Genomic DNA, 16,575 nt, shown 5'->3' on the forward strand with positions numbered 1-16,575 from the left:
TCCAAGCAGCCGCGGTTACCTCTGGGTAACACCCATGACAAGACTTTCTGTCCTGCCCGCGTCAAAACGGGGGCGCCCCGGAAACCACGGATACTGGGAGGACGGAACAGAGCCAGACCTGGGGGACCACGGATGAGTACGACCGAGGATTCGGACACCTCGAAACGGAAGGCCGCGGGCCGCCGGACCGATCCCCAGCCGCCCCCGCCCGGCGGGGTGCTCTGGGGCAGCGCCGGGGACATCCGCTCCCTGCTGATGCTGCCCGCCGCCTTCACCCTCCAGGTCGCCCACCCCGCGGTCGGGGCCGGGGTCGACCAGTACTCGGTCTTCCGCACCGACCCCTGGGGTCGCGGCGAGCGCTCGCTGCGCTCGGTCCAGCTGTGGGTATACGGCGGGGAGCACGCCGCCGCCGAGGGGCGCCGGGTCCGCCGGCTGCACAAGGAGATCCAGGGCACCGACACCCGGGGCAGGCGCTACCACTCGCTCGACCCCGCCTGCTACGCCTGGGTGCACGCCACCGGATTCCCGGTCTCCCTGTACGCCGGGCGCTACCTGTTCCGCCGCATCACCCCGGCCCAGGAGCGGCAGATGTACCGCGAGTGGCTCCAGGTGGGCCGGATCCTGGGCCTCCACGACCGGGACATGCCGCAGAGCATCGAGGAGTTCTGGCCCTACTACCACCGGATGCTGGCCGAGGAGATCGAGCCCACCAAGGTCGCCCGCGAGCTGGTCGCCACCGATGCGCCGGTGCCGTGCCCCGAGGTCGGCCCGGCGGCCGTGCGGCCGCTGCTCCGGCTCGCCTGGCCGCTGCTGCGCGTGCTGTACCTGCGCCTGCGGGCCTTCGTCACCGTCGGCTACATGCCGCCCGAGGCGCGCGCCGCGATCGGCCTGGAGTGGACCCCGGCCCAGGAGCGCAAGCTCCGCCGCTTCAGCACGGTCGCACGGCTCCTCGTACCGGTGCTGCCGGAACGGCTGCGGTACCTGCCCATCGCGCGGGAAGCCAGGGCGCGCCGACGCGCCGGCGCCCACTGAGGGCCGCCGGCGCGCGGGTCCTGCACCTACGACCCGGGATCAGTGCTCGTGGATCGTGTTCGTCTCGGCGATCTTCTTCCAGGACTTCGGCTCCACCGGCGGCTTCGCCGGGGCCTGGAGGGAGCGCGCCGCGGGGGCCTTGGCAGCCGGCGGGGCGAAGGAGGGCTTGCCCGGCGTGTACAGCCAGTCCTCGAAGAGCTGCGCCAGCGGCTTGCCGGAGACCTTCTCCGCGTAGCGCACGAAGTCCCCGACCGAGGCGTTGCCGTACGCGTGCTGGGTCGGCCAACCCTTGAGGATCGCGAAGAACTTCTCGTCGCCGATCTCGTTCCGCAGCGCCTGCAGGGCGAGGGCCCCGCGGTCGTAGACGGCCCCGTGGAACTGGTTCTCCGGACCCGGGTCACCCGGCTTGACCTGCCAGAACGGGTCCTCGGCCGGGCGTGAGGCGTAGGCCCAGTCGGCGAGTTCCTGAGCGGTGCCCTCGCCCTCCTTCTCCGACCACAGCCACTGGCTGTAGCGGGCGAAGCCCTCGTTGATCCAGATGTCCTTCCAGTTCTCCACGGACACGCTGTCGCCGTACCACTGGTGGGCCAGCTCGTGCACGACCACCGAGGCGTTCGAGCCGTTCGCGAACTGGCGGGGGCTGTAGAACGGCCGGGTCTGCGTCTCCAGCGCGAAGCCGCTGGGCACGTTCGGGACGTAGCCGCCCAGCGCGTTGAAGGGGTACGGGCCGAAGACGCCCTCCAGCCACTCCGCGACCTCGCCGGTGCGCTCCACGCTCGCCCGCGCCGCGCCCGCGTTGTCACCGAGGTCCTGGCTGTACGCGTTGAGGATCGGCAGCCCGCTCGCCGTCTTGTCGGTGGTGATGTCGAACTTGCCGATGGCGAGGGTGGCCAGGTACGTGGCCTGCGGCTTGTTCGAGCGCCAGTTGTAGCGGGTCCAGCCGAGCTTCGAGCTCTGCGACTGGAGCACGCCGTTGCTGATGGCCTGGGTGCCGTCGGGGACGTTGACGGAGATGTCGAAGGTCGCCTTGTCGCGCGGGTGGTCGTTGCTGGGGAACCACCACACCGCCGAATCGGGCTCCTGCGCCGCGACGCCGCCGTCCGGGGTGCGCTGCCAGGCGCTCCAGCCGTCGATCTTGAACTCCGAGGGCTTGCCCGCGTACTTGACGACGACGGTCGCCTGCTTTCCGCGCTGGAGCGCGGAGGCCGGGGTGACTTCGAGCTCCTGGGTGCCGGACTTGGCGAACTTCGCCTTGGCGCCGTTGACCCGGATCTCGCTCACCTCCAGGCCGAAGTCCAGGTTGAAGCGCGACAGGTCCTGCTTGGCGGTGGCGAGGAGGGTCGCGGTGCCCTCCAGCAGGTCCGTCTTCGGCTGGTACTTCAGGCGCAGGTCGTAGTGGGAGATCTCGTACCCCCCGTTTCCGCTGGCCGGGTAGTAGGGGTCGCCGATACCCGGGGCGCCCGGAGCGGAACTCGCCGCCGACGCCGGGATCGCCAGCAGAAGGGAGGCGGCGAGAACGCTCGGGGCGATGGCTTTGCGGTACACCTGGGCTCCAAGTGGTAGGGGAGACAGATCGGTTCGAAGCTTTGTGGTCCGACCGTATTCACGCCCGGCGCCCCACGTCATGTCCATGGCCCCTGCTGTCACACGATCGCCATTCGGCCGTCACAGGACCAAGAAAGGCCTGAAAGAACGGGCCGCCGCTGCCGGTTCGCCGCCGGGCCGCCCCCGGGCCGCGTCTTCACCCCCGCCCCGGGGCCGCGTTGGCGGCAACCGATCTACCCGACGTACCAAACAGTCGGTAGCCTGCCGGGCATGACGATTTCCCTGCTCGACGCCCGCCGTTGCTGGCACACCGCGATCAATCCGCTGCACTCGGCCGTCTATTTCTCGCCGGACCTGGGCAAGGAGTTCGCGGGCCTCGGCATCACCGACCCGGTCGCCGTCAACCTCGCTCACCGCTCCGCCGCCATGGGCGCCGTCGGGGCCGGCGCGGTGACCGCCACGTTCTACAACTACCGCCACGAGCTCGTCGCCCGGCACCTGCCCGCCCTCTGGGAGACCATCACGCCCGAGCAGGCCCTCGCCGCCCGGCTGCGGGCCGTCGACACCACCCTGCGCCGGCTGCTCGGCCAGGAGGTCATCGAGTCCCCCGAGCTCGCCGAGACCGCCGACCTCGCGATGCGCGCCACCGAGGGCTGCACCCGGCACGCCCGCACCCTCTACGCGGCGCACGCGGACCTCCCCGTACCCGAGGAGGCGCACCTGCGCCTGTGGCACGCCACCACGCTGCTGCGCGAGCACCGCGGCGACGGCCACCTCGCCGCACTGCTCCTCGCGGGCCTCGACCCGGTGGAGGCCCTGGTCAGCCACACCGCCACCGGCCGCGGCATGAGCCCGAAGTGGCTCAAGGCCATCCGCGGCTGGGAGCAGTCCGACCTGGACGCGGCGGCCGATCGGCTGCGCGCCCGCGGGATCCTGGACGCGGACGGCGAGCTCACCGACGAGGGCAAGGCCGTGCGCGAGGCCCTGGAGGCCGACACCGACCGCCTGGACGCGGCCCCGTACGAGCACCTGGGCGCAGCAGGACTGGCCCGACTCGCCGAACTGGGCGGCGGATTCGTGATGCGGGCCATCGGCGCCGGGGCCTTCCCGGGCGACCTCCTCGGCAAGGCCTGAGCGGGTCCGCAACCGGGGCTCCCGCCGTCCGCCACCGCCACCTGCCACAATTGGCAGCCTTCCAGTGCAAACGAAGGCAGGCGGGACCCGATCGTGACGATGTCCATCGAAGGCAGGATCGCCGAGGAGCTCGGCGTACGGGAGCGGCAGGTCAAGGCCGCCGTCGAGCTGCTCGACGGCGGCTCCACCGTGCCGTTCATCGCGCGCTACCGCAAGGAAGCGACCGAGATGCTCGACGATGCGCAGCTGCGCACGCTAGAGGAGCGGCTGCGGTATCTGCGCGAGCTGGCGGACCGGCGCGCGGCGATCCTGGACTCCGTACGGGAGCAGGGCAAGCTCGACGCCGAGCTGGAGGCGCGCATCAACGCGGCCGACACCAAGGCCCGGCTGGAGGACATCTACCTCCCCTTCAAGCCCAAGCGCCGCACCAAGGCGCAGATCGCCCGCGAGGCCGGTCTGGAGCCGCTCGCCGAAGGCCTGCTGGCCGACCCGTCGGTGGAACCGGCCGCCGCGGCGGCCGCGTTCGTCGACGCCGACAAGGGCGTCTCCGATCCGGCGGCGGCGCTGGAGGGCGCCCGCGCCATCCTCACCGAGAAGTTCGCCGAGGACGCCGACCTGATCGGGGAGCTGCGCGAGCGCATGTGGGGCCGCGGCCGGCTCGCCGCGAAGGTCCGCGAGGGCCAGGAGGAGGCGGGTGCCAAGTTCGCCGACTACTTCGACTTCGCCGAGCCCTTCACCGCACTGCCCTCGCACCGCGTCCTCGCGATGCTGCGCGGCGAGAAGGAGGACGTGCTCGACCTCACCCTGGTGCCGGAGGAGCCGGGCGACACGCCCGGCCCGTCCACGTACGAGGGCATGGTCGCCCGCCGCTTCGGCATCAACGACCGCGCCCGTCCCGGCGACAAGTGGCTCGCCGACACGGTCCGCTGGGCCTGGCGCACGAAGATCCTGGTGCACCTCGGCATCGACCTGCGGATGCGGCTGCGCGCCGCCGCCGAGGACGAGGCCGTACGGGTCTTCGCGGCCAACCTGCGCGACCTGCTGCTCGCCGCGCCGGCCGGGACCCGCGCGACGCTGGGGCTGGACCCGGGCTTCCGTACCGGCGTGAAGGTCGCCGTCGTGGACGCCACCGGCAAGGTCGTCGCCACGGACGTGATCTACCCGCACGTGCCCGCCAACAAGTGGGACGAGTCCCTCGCCAAGCTGGCCCGCCTCGCCGAGGAGCACGCGGTCGAGCTGATCGCCATCGGCAACGGCACCGCCTCCCGCGAGACCGACAAGCTCGCCGGGGACCTGATCACCCGCCACCCCGAGCTGAAGCTCACCAAGGTGATGGTCTCGGAGGCCGGCGCCTCCGTGTACTCGGCCTCCGCCTTCGCCTCGCAGGAACTGCCCGGCATGGACGTGTCGCTGCGCGGCGCCGTCTCCATCGCCCGCCGGCTCCAGGACCCGCTCGCCGAACTCGTCAAGATCGACCCGAAGTCGATCGGGGTGGGCCAGTACCAGCACGACCTGGCCGAGGTGAAGCTCTCGCGCTCGCTCGACGCCGTCGTCGAGGACTGCGTGAACGGCGTCGGCGTGGACGTCAACACCGCCTCGGCGCCACTGCTCTCGCGGGTTTCGGGCATCAGCGGCGGCCTCGCCGAGAACATCGTGTCCCACCGCGACGCCAACGGCCCCTTCCGCAACCGCAAGGGGCTCAAGGACGTGGCCCGCCTCGGCCCGAAGGCGTACGAGCAGTGCGCGGGCTTCCTGCGGATCCGCGGCGGGGACGACCCGCTGGACTCCTCCAGCGTGCACCCCGAGTCGTACCCGGTGGTGCGCGCCATGGGCAAGACGGCGGGCAGCGAGGTCGCCGCCCTGATCGGCAACACGGGCGTGCTGCGCTCGCTGCGGCCCGAGCAGTTCGTGACCGAGGCCTTCGGCCTGCCGACGGTCACGGACATCCTGCGCGAGCTGGAGAAGCCGGGCCGGGACCCGCGGCCCGCCTTCAAGACGGCCACCTTCAAGGAGGGCGTCGAGAAGATCGGCGACCTGGCCCCCGGGATGATCCTGGAGGGCGTGGTCACCAACGTGGCCGCGTTCGGCGCCTTCATCGACATCGGCGTCCACCAGGACGGACTGGCGCACGTCTCGGCGCTGTCGAAGACCTTCGTCAAGGACCCGCGGGACGTGGTCAAGCCGGGCGACATCGTCCGTGTGAAGGTCATGGACGTGGACATCCCGCGCAAGCGGATCTCGCTCACGCTGCGGCTGGAGGACGAGGCGGGCCAGGACCGGGACCGGTCGGCCGCCGGCGAGCCGAAGGCGCGCGAGGAGCGGCAGGAGCGGCGCGGTGGCGGCCGCCCGCCCCAGCAGCGCGGCTCCCGTGACGGCGGCCAGGGCCAGGGCCGGCGCGGTCAGGGCCAGGGCGGCCAGCGGCAGGGCCAGGGCGGTCAGCGGCAGGGCGGCGGCGGAGGCGGCGCCCCGGCCCCGGCCAACAGCGCCATGGCCGACGCCCTGCGCCGCGCGGGTCTCACCGGCCCGGAGGAGCGCCGCAAGCGGTAGCCGGCAGGGTTGGCCGAATAGGCACCCCACCTGGGGACATGCCTTGCCAACCCCCGTGCAAGATCTGTAGGGATGGTGGAACGCCCGTTCGTCTTCCGGCGGACGGGCTTCCGCGTTTTCCCGAAGGACGCCATGCCCCTGCCCACGCACGCCTACCGACGTTGCCCGAGAAAGGCTCCGAAGAGGGATCAGAAGAGGGATCAGATGCGCCACCCGCAACTCAGTCTGCGCAAACGGTGCGAGTCGATTCTCGGTCGTCTGGACCTGACGCACCCCTTCTCCCTCGACGGCCTGTGCAACCGGATCGCGGAGCAGCGAGGCCGCCCCATCAAGCTCCACCCGCTTCCCAGGGAGGCGGCCGAGTCCGGGGTCTGCGGGCTGTGGGTGGGCACCGCCAGCGTCGACTACGTCTTCTACGAGGCCCAGACCACCCACTTGCACCGGGAGCACATCGTGCTCCACGAAATCGGCCACATCCTGTTCGGGCACCACTCGCTGGAGGGCGAGGAGACCGACGGGCAGGCTCCCACCGTCCTCGGGCGCACCAACTACACCACCCGCCAGGAGCAGGAGGCGGAGATGCTCGCCAGCATGATCCGCATCCGCACGGCGAGCGCCGGCCCCGGGCCGGCCACGGGAGAGGCCCGCGACACCCTCGCCCGGCTGGAGTCCGCCATGGGCTACGAGCGGCGCAGGCGCGGTCACCATGGCGGCTGACCTCATCGCCCTCGGCGACTGGCTCGCCGTCCCCAGCGTCGTCTGCCTCTGGACAGCGGTACTGCTGCGCGCCCCCGGCGCGCTGCGCGCCCCGCACCAGCGCGGACTGTGGCTCGCGGTCGCCACGGCCGCCGCCGCGATGACCCTGAACCTGCCCGCCGTCGTCGCCTACGCGATGGGCCGCGACCCCGGCTACGCCCACACCATCGGCCTGATCCGCAACCTCATCGGAGTGCTCTCGGCCGGCGCCGTGCTCTACTTCGTGGCCGCCGCCACCCGCGGCCGCCGCCTCCAACTCGCCTCCGGCGCCGGCACGGTGGCCTGGCTGGGCACGCTGCTGGTGCTCGACGCCGCCGCGCCCGCGCACGGCACCCACACCATCCCGCCCGTGGGCGATCCGGTGCCCTCCCTGGCGTACTGGCTGGTGCTGATCTCCGCGCACCTGCTCGCCAACACCGTCTGCGTGTACGTCTGCTGGCGCTACAGCCGGCGCACCGAGAGCCGCGGCCTCGCCGCCGGACTGCAACTGTTCGGCCTCGGCACCGCGCTCGCCGGGGTGTTCTGGTTCGCGTACCTGCTCAAGGCGCTGTTCGGCAGCACCTGGGCGATGCCCGCCCTGCCGCTGCTGATGAACCTGCACGGCCTGGTCCGCGCCGCCGCGATCCTCGTCCCGACGCTGTTCACATTCCGCCGCACCGCCGCCGACATCGCCACCGCCTGGCGGCTCTGGCCGCTGTGGCGCGACCTGGTCCACGCCGTCCCGCACGTCGCCCTCACCAAGCCGCGGGCCGGCCGGGTACTGGAGCTGCTGTGGCCGCCGGTGCCGCGCAACCTGCTCGTGTACCGCAAGGTCATCGAGACCCGCGACGCGATCCTGATCCTGGGGGAGTACGTCGCCCCGGGCGTCCCGGACCGGGCCCGCAGCCACGTCGCCGGACACGGGGTGCCCGACCAGGGGCGCGCCGCGGCCGCGCTGGCCTGCGTACTGAGGGAGGCGCGGCAGGCGAAGCTGGCCGGGGCCGAGCAACAGCGGGGCGAGGACGACGCGTTGGAGCTGCCGGCCGCCATCCAGACCTCGGCCGAGGACGGCGACCTGGAGGGCGAGGCCCGCTTCCTCGTCGACGTCGCCCGGGCCTACGCCTCGCCGGCCACCACCGCATTCGCCCCGTGACGCGTTCGAACAGCAAGGAAGTGACCCGCACGTGACCACCGTACTGATCACCGGAGCCAGCGCCGGACTCGGCGCGGCCTTCGCCCGCGGCTTCGCGGCCAAGGGCTGCGCCCTCGTCCTCGTCGCCCGCGACAAGGACCGCCTCGAAACCGTCGCCGAATCGCTGGAGCGGGAGTTCGGCGCCCGCTGCGAGGTGCTGGCCGCCGACCTCCTCGACACCGGCGACCGCACGGCCGTGGAGCAGCGGCTCACCGACCGCACCCGCCCCGTCGACATCCTGGTCAACAACGCCGGCTTCGGCCTCCCCGCGCCCTTCCCGTACAGCCCGGTCGAGGACGAGGAGCGGATGCTCGACCTGCTGGTGAAGGTCCCGCTGCGGCTCACCCACGCCGTGCTGCCGGGCCTGCGCGAACGCCGCCGGGGCGCGGTCGTCAACGTCTCCTCGGTGGCGGGGCTCCTGCCGACCGGCACCTACGGAGCCGCCAAGGCCTGGGTCACCGCCTTCAGCGAGTCCCTCCGGGTGGACATGGAGCCGTACGGGGTCCGCGTGCTGGCGGTGGTGCCGGGATTCACCCGCACCGAGTTCCAGGAGCGCGCCGGGATGGACGTCAGCGCCCTGCGCGAGGCGGTCTGGCTGGACCCGCGGGCGGTGGTGGACCAGGCCCTGAAGGACCTCGTCCGCCGCCGCCCGATCAGCGTCACCGGCCGCCGCTACCAGGCGTACGCCCTGGCGGTCCGCCACCTCCCGCGCGCCTTCGTGGCCCGGAAGATGGCCCGCACCCGCCGGCCCCCGGCCGAATGACCGCCCGCTAGACCTCGGTGACCTTGCCGTTCGCGACTTCCAGGCGGCGGGTCACGTGGACCGCGTCGAGCATCCGGCGGTCGTGGGTGACCAGCAGGAGGGTGCCCTCGTAGGCGTCCAGGGCCGCCTCCAACTGCTCGATCGCCGGGAGGTCGAGGTGGTTGGTGGGCTCGTCCAGCACCAGCAGGTTCACGCCGCGGCCCTGGAGCAGCGCCAGGGCCGCCCGGGTGCGCTCGCCGGGGGACAGGGTGGCCGCGGGGCGCAGCACGTGCGCCGCCTTCAGGCCGAACTTCGCCAGCAGCGTGCGCACTTCGGCCGGCTCGGTGTCCGGGACGGCCGCGCAGAAGGCCTCCAGCAGCGGCTCCTCGCCGAGGAACAGGCCGCGCGCCTGGTCGACTTCGCCCACCAGTACCCCGGAGCCGAGCGTGGCGGAGCCGGAGTCCGGGGCCAGTCGGCCGAGCAGCACGGCCAGCAGCGTGGACTTGCCGGCGCCGTTGGCCCCGGTGATCGCGACCCGGTCCGCCCAGTCGATCTGCAGACTGGCCGGGCCGAAGCCGAAGTCCCCGCGCTGGACCGCCGCTTCGCGCAGCGTGGCGACGACCGAGCCGGAGCGGGGGGCCGCCGCGATCTCCATGCGCAGCTCCCACTCCTTGCGCGGCTCGTCGACGACCTCCAGCCGCTCGATCGCGCGCTGCGTCTGCCGGGCCTTGGCGGCCTGCTTCTCGCTGGACTCACCGCGCAGGTTCTTGCCGATCTTGTCGTTGTCGCTCGACTTGCGGCGGGCGTTGCGCACGCCCTTGTCCATCCAGTTGCGCTGCATCTGGGCCCGGCCCTCAAGGGCGGACTTCTTGCCCGCGTACTCCTCGTACTCCTCGCGGGCGTGGCCGCGGGCGCGCTCGCGCTCCTCCAGGTAGGAGTCGTAGCCGCCGCCGTAGAGGTTGATCTGCTGCTGGGCCAGGTCGAGTTCGAGGACCTTGGTGACCGTGCGCGTGAGGAACTCGCGGTCGTGGCTGATGACCACGGTGCCCGCGCGCAGGCCCTTCACGAACTGCTCCAGCCGCTCCAGACCGTCGAGGTCCAGGTCGTTGGTGGGCTCGTCGAGCAGGAACACGTCGTAGCGCGACAGCAGCAGGGAGGCGAGGCCCGCCCGCGCGGCCTGGCCGCCCGAGAGCGCCGTCATCGGCAGGTCCAGTCCGACGGCCAGCCCGAGGTCGTCGGCGACCTCCTGGGCCCGCTCGTCGAGGTCGGCGCCGCCCAGGTTCAGCCACCGGTCGAGGGCGTCCGCGTATGCGTCGTCCGCACCCGGGGTGCCGTCCACCAAGCCCTGCGTCGCCTCGTCGAGCTCCGCCTGCGCGGCGGCCACCCCGGTACGCCGCGCCAGGAACTCCCGCACCGACTCGCCGGGGCGGCGCTCGGGCTCCTGCGGGAGGTGGCCGACGGCGGCGGTGGGCGGTGAGAGCCGCAGCTCACCGGTCTCGGGGGTGTCCAGACCGGCGAGCATCCGCAGCAGGGTGGACTTCCCGGCGCCGTTGACGCCGACGAGGCCGATGACGTCGCCGGGCGCGACGACGAGGTCGAGATCGGCGAAGAGGGTGCGCTCACCGTGCGCGGCGGTGAGGTTCTTGGCGACGAGGGTTGCAGTCATGATCTGCCGATCCTATCCGCGCGACCGTGCTCCCCGGAGCCGGTCGTATGGCCGGATAGGTGGGATGCACGTCATTGCGGCCATCGGCCGCGCGTCACAGGATGAGGTCATGCAGCAGCGAAAGGTGCTCGTCGTCCTCTACGACGGGGTGCAGAGCCTGGACGTCACCGGACCGGTGGAGGTGTTCGCCGGCGCCGCCCGGGCTTCGGGCTGCGCCGGGTACGCGATCCGGACGGTCTCCCTCGGCGGGGAGCCGGTCCGTACGCACAGCGGGCTGACGCTGGTGCCGGACGGGGACCTGGAGGGCGAGCGCCCGGGGGCCGGGACCACCCTGCTGGTGCCCGGCGGCCGGTACACGGCCGACTTCGCGCCGCGGCTCACCGACTGGCTGCGCGCCCACGGGGCCGGGGCGGAGCGGCTGGTGTCGGTGTGCACGGGGAGCCTGCTGCTGGCCGAGGCCGGACTGCTGGACGGCCGGCGGGCCACGACGCACTGGAACGCGTGCGAGCGGATGGCCCGGGACTACCCGGCCGTCGAGGTGGAGCCGGACCCCATCTACGTACGGGACGGACCGGTCAGCACCTCGGCCGGGGTCACGGCCGGGATCGACCTCGCCCTGGCCCTGGTCGAGGAGGACCACGGCCGGGACCTCGCACTGACGATCGCGCGGCACCTGGTGGTCTTCCTGCGGCGGCCCGGGAACCAGGCCCAGTTCAGCGCGCAGCTCGCGGCGCAGACCGCCCGGCGCGAGCCGCTGCGGGACGTCCAGCAGTGGATCACCGAGCACCCGGGCGGGGACCTCGGCGTGGAGGCGCTCGCGGCCCGGGCCCGGCTTTCACCGCGCCACTTCGCCCGCGCCTTCCAGGCGGAGACCGGGGTGACGCCCGGGCGGTACGTCGAGCGGGTGCGGGTGGAGCACGCGCGGCGGCTGCTGGAGGACAGCACCGAGGGGGTGGCCCAGATCTCCCGCGCCTGCGGTTACGGGACGCCGGAGGCGCTGCGCCGGGCCTTCGTGAAGACCCTGGGCCAGTCCCCGGCGGAGTACCGGCGCCGCTTCGGCGGTCGCCCCCAACCCCTGTAAAGCCCGATGACCGAACCGCCTACCGCTCCGGAGGAGCCATGCAGATCGCCATCCTGCTCTTCGACCGTTTCACCGCACTCGACGCCGTCGGGCCCTTCGACACCCTGGGCCGGCTCCCGGGGGCCGAGACCGTCTTCGTGGCCGAGCGGCCCGGACCCGTACGCAACGACTCGGGCTCGCTCGCGCTGATGGCGGACAAGACCCTCGCCGACGTGCCGAACCCCGACATCATCCTGGTCCCCGGCGGCCCCGGGCAGAGCGACCAGATGGAGAACGCGGTCCTGCTCGACTGGCTGCGCGCGGCCGACGCCACCAGCGCGTGGACCACCTCGGTGTGCACCGGCTCGCTGCTGCTGGCCGCCGCCGGGCTGCTGGAGGGCCGCCGCGCCACCTCGCACTGGCTCGCCCTCGACCAGCTCCCGGCGTACGGGGCCCGCCCCACGGGCGAGCGCGTCGTCTTCGACGGCAAGTACGTGACGGCCGCCGGGGTGTCCTCCGGCATCGACATGGGTCTGGCCCTGCTGGGCCGGATCGGCGGGGACCGGCTGGCCCAGTCGGTCCAGCTGCTGACCGAGTACGACCCCCAGCCGCCCTACGACGCGGGCTCTCCCGAGAAGGCCCCGGCCGACGTGGTCGAGGAATGGCGGGGCAAGAGCCGCTTCATCCTGAAGTAGGACCCGGCCGCCCGGCGGTCCAGGTGAACTCCGGGGCGCGGCGCTCCAGGAACGCGGCGACACCCTCGGCGGTGTCGCCGCTGCCGGCCGCCTGCGCCGTCCAGTGGGCGTCCCGGTCGGTCCGCCCGTTGGCGAACTCCTTGGCCGCCGCCTGGGTCAGCTGGGAGCGGGTGGTCAGGATCCGGGTGAACTCCCGTACGCGCTTGTCGAGGTGGCCGGCGGGCAGCAGCTCGTTGAGGAATCCGGCCCGCAGGGCGTGCTCGGCATCGATCAACTCCGCCGAGAACAGCAGGTACTTGGCGACCGCCGGGCCGACCAGCTCCGTCAACCGCCGGGTGGAGGAGGCCGCGTACACGATGCCCAGCCTCGCCGGCGTGACCCCGAACGAGGCGCCTTCCTCGGCGAAGCGCAGGTCGCAGGCGGCCGCGAGCTGGCTGCCGCCGCCCACGCAGAAGCCGCGGACGGCGGCCACCGTGGGCTTGGGGAAGGCCGCCAGGGCCTCCTCCGCCGCCACGGCCAGGGCCTGCTGGTCCTCGCCCCCGGTGATGGCGGAGATGTCCGCGCCCGCGCAGAAGGTCCCGCCGTCCCCGGTCAGCACCAGTACCCGTACGGCCGGATCGGCCGCGAACCCTTCCAGCAGCTCCGGCAGGCGCTTCCACATCGCCGCGGTCATGGCGTTGCGCTTGGCGGGATGGGAGATCACGACGGTGGCGACCCCGTCGGCCACCGAGTGCAGGAGGGTTGCGGTTGCGGCTGCGTCCATGCGCCGGATGCTATCCCGGGCGGTCGTACCTATGATCAAGGGAGTCCGTCCGGGGGGTGCGAGGAGGTGGCACGCCCATGGGCGCAGACCGTGCAGACCGTACCGAGGGCAAGGACAGGAAAGAGGTCAGCCGCAGCTTCGGCGTACTGGCCCTGCTGGGAGTCCTACTGGTGATCGCGGGTCTGGTGGGGCTGGTCTACACCGGCGTCGCCACGCTGACCTCGATGTTCCTCTTCGGCTGGCTGCTGCTGGCGGGCGGTGTGGTCGGGCTGTTGCAGGCCGTGCAGTCCCGCAAGAGCAACTACTTCTGGCTCGCGGTCATCGTCGCGGCCATCAACATCGCGGCCGGTTTCGTGATCCTGCGCCGCCCCGAGGCGAGCGCCGAGGCCCTGACCATGTTCGCGGCGCTGCTCTTCCTCACCGGCGGGGTGTTCCGGCTGGCCGGCGGGCTCGTCGTGCGCGGTGCGAACTTCGGCCTGACCCTCGTCCAGGGCGCCTTCGGCATCCTGCTGGGCCTGCTGATCCTCTCCAACTGGCCGGGCAGCAGTCTGTACGTGATCGGAACCTTCTTCTCGCTCGCCCTGTTGTTCGACGGGCTGAGCCTGGTGGCCCTCGGCATGGGCGCCCGTCGCATCCTGGGCTTGGTCAGGGAAGACACCCCGCGGGAGGGGGCGCCGACGGCGCAGGATGCGGCGGCCGGGGCGCGCGAGGCGGCCGAGAAGCGGCTGCCGGAAGATCAGGAACGGTCCAACAACTGACTCTGTCATACGCCAATGGTCAGAAAGTGTCCGAATGGCGCTGACTTATGGTCAGCGGTCCGGCCCGGACCGGGCTGTTCCCCACTCTTGACGCGTGGAGACGATCGAGCGTGAAGACGGGGGCCGGGAAATGGACGTCAGCGGGAGTGTCCCGCCAGCCGAGGGGGACGGGCCGGTCGCTCCGGCCGCCCCCCTCGCCTATGAGGGAGTGTGGCGGTTCACCGCTCCCGCGGTAGAAGAATCCGTTCCGCAGGCCCGCCGTGCGGTCCGCGACCTGCTGGGGCGCCAGGGGGTGCCGGCCCATCAGGACCTGGTGTACTCCCTGCTGCTGATCGTCTCCGAACTGGTGACGAACTCCGTCCGGCACGCGGCCCTGCTCTCGCCGGAGGTCGCCGTCGAGGTCGCCATCGGCCGGGAGTGGGTACGGGTGGCCGTCGAGGACAACCACCCGTACCGCCCCAAGGCGCTGGAGGCGGATTTCGGCCAGACCGGCGGCCGGGGCCTGCTCTTGGTCCGGGAGATCACGCTGGAGTCCGGCGGGGTCTGCGACGTCGAGCACACCTCCACGGGCGGCAAGGTCATCTGGGCGGCCCTGCCGCTCGCCGCGCCGACCCCGGCCAGCTGAGCACCGGCCGGCGGATCACCGTACGGCCGGTCCCCGCCCGGCCGCGCACGACGGCGTACGGCCGGTCCCCGTACGGCCTACCAGCCCGCGGCCTCGCCGGTCAGCTCACGGATCGCGGGCCGGGCCGCGTCCAGCACGGTCATGAACCAGGCCGAGAACGGCGCCTCGGCATGCCTCTTCGCCAGCTCCTCCGCGGTGACGAACGCCGTGTCGCCGACCTCCTCGGGATCCGGGCGCAGAGCCGCCTGCGCGAGTCCCACGAACAGGTGGTTGTACTCCTGCTCGACCAGACCCGACGCGGGGTCCGGGTGGTTGTAGCGGACCGTGCCGGCCTCGGCCAGCAGTGAGGGCGACAGCCCCAGCTCCTCGTGGGTCCGCCGGGCGGCGGCCGCGAACGGAGACTCCCCGGGGTAGGGGTGACCGCAACAGGTGTTCGACCAGACGCCGGGGGAGTGGTACTTCCCGAGGGCCCGCTGCTGGAGCAGCAGACGGCCCTGCTCGTCGAAGAGGAACACGGAGAACGCCCGGTGCAGCAGACCGGGCGCCTGATGGGCGGAGAGCTTCTCCGCCGTGCCGATGGTGTTGCCGGACTCGTCGACCAGTTCGAGCATGATCGCTTCTTGAGTGCCGGTGCCGTTGGACGCGCTGTTCGCGGCGGTGGCTGGTGTGGTCGGCATACCCATCCTTCGCTTCGGACTTCGACCTTCAGTCTGCCGTACAAAAGCGGCTTGTCCCCACTTCGGTGATCCGCGCATGTCTGCCCCCCGTCGCGTGATAGGCGACGGGGGGCAGACCGCCGGGCTACGGCACGATCAGATCCCGAACGGGGCCGGATACTTGATGGTGCCCGCCGCGACCGGCACGGAATCGTCCAGGACCAGCGCCATCATCGCCTCGTCGGGCACCTCGAAGGGCGCGCGGATCCCGAAGCGCGAGGCCGGTACGAACCCGAACCGCGGGTAGTACTCCGGGTGCCCCAGCACCAGGACCAGCGACTCCCCGCGCTCCTTGGCCGCCGCGAGCAGCGCCCGTACGACGGCGCTGCCCGCGCCCGAGCGCTGGTGCGCGGGATCGGCCGCCACCGGAGCGAGCGCGAGCGCCGGCGCCCCGTCGACCTCGCAGCGGGTCAGCAGGGCGTGCGCCGCCACCGACCCGTCCGGGCCCTCGGCCACGTAGGACAGCCCCGGCAGCCAGGCCCCGTCGGTCCGCAGCGCGTCCACGAGATCCGCCTCCAGCGGGGTCTCGAAGGCCGCCAGGTTGACGCCCCGTACCGCGGCGACGTCGGCCGCCGTCTCCGGCCGGGCCGCCCAGGCGTCCCCGTCCCCGGCGCTGACCGGGCGCAGGACGAAGCCGGTGTACCCGTACTCGTGCCCGTACCGCCTCCGTACGTCGAGCTCCTCGCGTACGGATGCCAGCGCGGCGGCCGCCGCCGGGTCGGCGCCCGGGCCGGGCTCCGCGCCCCCGGCCACCCGCTCGGAGAGCGGGCCGTAGTACTCGCCCCAGTCGGAGTCGGGCAGGTGGTGCACGCCCAGCACCCGGTACCCGGCGGCCTGGGCGGCCGCGAGGTTGCGGGCGGTGGAACGCAGCGGGCACTGGGGGTCCCAGAAGGCCCGGACCCCGGCGGACGGCTCGTCCACGGTCCACTCGCACTCGGTCAGCACCAGCGTGCCCCCGGGAGCGAGCAGCCGCTTCCACCGCGCGAGCGCGGCGGCGAAGCCGAGGATGTAGGCGGAGCCCTCGGCCCAGATCAGGTCGAAGGAGCCATCCTCATAGGGGAGCGCGCCCATGTCCGCCTTGACGGCGTGGACGCGGTCGCCGAGCCCGCGGGCGTCGGCGGCTTCCCGGAGCTCCTCGAGGAAGCCGTCGTAGACGTCGACGGCGGTGACGTGCGCGCCCGCGCCCGCCTCGGCGGCGAGCAGCAGCGCACTGCGGCCCGGACCGCAGCCCAGGTCGAGGACGCGCGGCCGCTCGGGCAGCGGTCCGCACAGGGACAGCAGGCGGCGGGTGCTCGCGTCGGACCCGGGAGCCTGTCGGGGAAGCCCGCGGTGCAACGCGTAGAAGGCCTGCATGAAGGGACTGAA

The 16,575-nt window shown here is 72.8% G+C and carries 15 protein-coding genes; 10 read left to right on the top strand and 5 right to left on the bottom strand.

Going from position 1 to position 16,575, the window contains the following annotated elements:
* Positions 1-132: 132 nt before the first annotated feature.
* Entirely contained in the window at positions 133-1,032 is a 900-nt protein-coding gene (locus tag ACZ7GJ_RS02135) for an oxygenase MpaB family protein (protein WP_470748485.1), read from the top strand.
* 39 nt (positions 1,033-1,071) lie between these two features.
* On the opposite strand, the gene ACZ7GJ_RS02140 is transcribed toward ACZ7GJ_RS02135, so the two are convergent.
* Positions 1,072-2,577, bottom strand: a complete 1,506-nt coding sequence (locus ACZ7GJ_RS02140) for a M1 family metallopeptidase (protein ID WP_470748487.1) — start codon at positions 2,575-2,577, stop codon at positions 1,072-1,074.
* Positions 2,578-2,847: 270 nt separating this feature from the next.
* On the opposite strand from ACZ7GJ_RS02140, the gene ACZ7GJ_RS02145 reads away from it, so the two are divergent.
* The 5 genes from ACZ7GJ_RS02145 to ACZ7GJ_RS02165 all read left to right on the top strand — a co-directional run bounded on the left by ACZ7GJ_RS02145 (position 2,848) and on the right by ACZ7GJ_RS02165 (position 8,948).
* The gene (locus tag ACZ7GJ_RS02145; protein ID WP_470748489.1) at positions 2,848-3,711 is read left to right on the top strand and encodes an SCO6745 family protein; all 864 of its coding nucleotides are present in this window, start codon (positions 2,848-2,850) and stop codon (positions 3,709-3,711) included.
* 93 nt (positions 3,712-3,804) lie between these two features.
* Positions 3,805-6,258, top strand: a complete 2,454-nt coding sequence (locus ACZ7GJ_RS02150) for a Tex family protein (RefSeq protein WP_470748490.1) — start codon at positions 3,805-3,807, stop codon at positions 6,256-6,258.
* A gap of 204 nt (positions 6,259-6,462) precedes the next feature.
* Entirely contained in the window at positions 6,463-6,975 is a 513-nt protein-coding gene (locus ACZ7GJ_RS02155) for a hypothetical protein (RefSeq protein ID WP_470748492.1), read from the top strand.
* Positions 6,965-8,146, top strand: coding sequence for an MAB_1171c family putative transporter (locus tag ACZ7GJ_RS02160; RefSeq protein WP_470748494.1), 1,182 nt, complete (start codon positions 6,965-6,967; stop codon positions 8,144-8,146). Before ACZ7GJ_RS02155 ends, ACZ7GJ_RS02160 begins: the two co-directional genes overlap by 11 nt.
* Positions 8,147-8,177: 31 nt before the next feature.
* Positions 8,178-8,948: an SDR family NAD(P)-dependent oxidoreductase gene (locus tag ACZ7GJ_RS02165; RefSeq protein WP_470748496.1), complete on the top strand. Its 771-nt coding sequence runs from the start codon at positions 8,178-8,180 to the stop codon at positions 8,946-8,948.
* A 7-nt stretch (positions 8,949-8,955) separates the two neighbouring features.
* On the opposite strand, the gene ACZ7GJ_RS02170 is transcribed toward ACZ7GJ_RS02165, so the two are convergent.
* Positions 8,956-10,593 (bottom strand): ABC-F family ATP-binding cassette domain-containing protein, encoded by a 1,638-nt coding sequence (locus tag ACZ7GJ_RS02170; protein WP_470748498.1) that lies wholly within the window; start codon positions 10,591-10,593, stop codon positions 8,956-8,958.
* A 109-nt stretch (positions 10,594-10,702) separates the two neighbouring features.
* Here ACZ7GJ_RS02170 and ACZ7GJ_RS02175 point away from each other — a divergent pair, with 109 nt between their 5' ends.
* Both ACZ7GJ_RS02175 and ACZ7GJ_RS02180 read left to right on the top strand, forming a co-directional pair.
* Positions 10,703-11,674, top strand: a complete 972-nt coding sequence (locus ACZ7GJ_RS02175; RefSeq protein WP_470748500.1) for a GlxA family transcriptional regulator — start codon at positions 10,703-10,705, stop codon at positions 11,672-11,674.
* A 38-nt stretch (positions 11,675-11,712) separates the two neighbouring features.
* Entirely contained in the window at positions 11,713-12,348 is a 636-nt protein-coding gene (locus ACZ7GJ_RS02180) for a DJ-1/PfpI family protein (protein WP_470748502.1), read from the top strand.
* On the opposite strand, the gene ACZ7GJ_RS02185 is transcribed toward ACZ7GJ_RS02180, so the two are convergent.
* Positions 12,335-13,111: an enoyl-CoA hydratase/isomerase family protein gene (locus ACZ7GJ_RS02185; protein WP_470748504.1), complete on the bottom strand. Its 777-nt coding sequence runs from the start codon at positions 13,109-13,111 to the stop codon at positions 12,335-12,337. The two genes, ACZ7GJ_RS02180 and ACZ7GJ_RS02185, sit on opposite strands and share 14 nt — an antisense overlap.
* A 77-nt stretch (positions 13,112-13,188) precedes the next feature.
* Here ACZ7GJ_RS02185 and ACZ7GJ_RS02190 point away from each other — a divergent pair, with 77 nt between their 5' ends.
* Positions 13,189-13,869 (top strand): HdeD family acid-resistance protein, encoded by a 681-nt coding sequence (locus ACZ7GJ_RS02190; RefSeq protein ID WP_470748506.1) that lies wholly within the window; start codon positions 13,189-13,191, stop codon positions 13,867-13,869.
* Between the two features lie 130 nt (positions 13,870-13,999).
* Positions 14,000-14,494 (top strand): ATP-binding protein, encoded by a 495-nt coding sequence (locus tag ACZ7GJ_RS02195; RefSeq protein ID WP_470748739.1) that lies wholly within the window; start codon positions 14,000-14,002, stop codon positions 14,492-14,494.
* A gap of 77 nt (positions 14,495-14,571) precedes the next feature.
* On the opposite strand, the gene idi is transcribed toward ACZ7GJ_RS02195, so the two are convergent.
* Positions 14,572-15,171 (bottom strand): isopentenyl-diphosphate Delta-isomerase, encoded by a 600-nt coding sequence (gene idi / locus ACZ7GJ_RS02200; RefSeq protein ID WP_470748508.1) that lies wholly within the window; start codon positions 15,169-15,171, stop codon positions 14,572-14,574.
* A 135-nt stretch (positions 15,172-15,306) separates the two neighbouring features.
* Positions 15,307-16,563, bottom strand: a complete 1,257-nt coding sequence (locus tag ACZ7GJ_RS02205; RefSeq protein WP_470748741.1) for a GNAT family N-acetyltransferase — start codon at positions 16,561-16,563, stop codon at positions 15,307-15,309.
* Positions 16,564-16,575 lie beyond the last annotated feature (12 nt).

It is taken from the genome of Streptomyces sp. NPDC037242 (genome assembly GCF_055604165.1).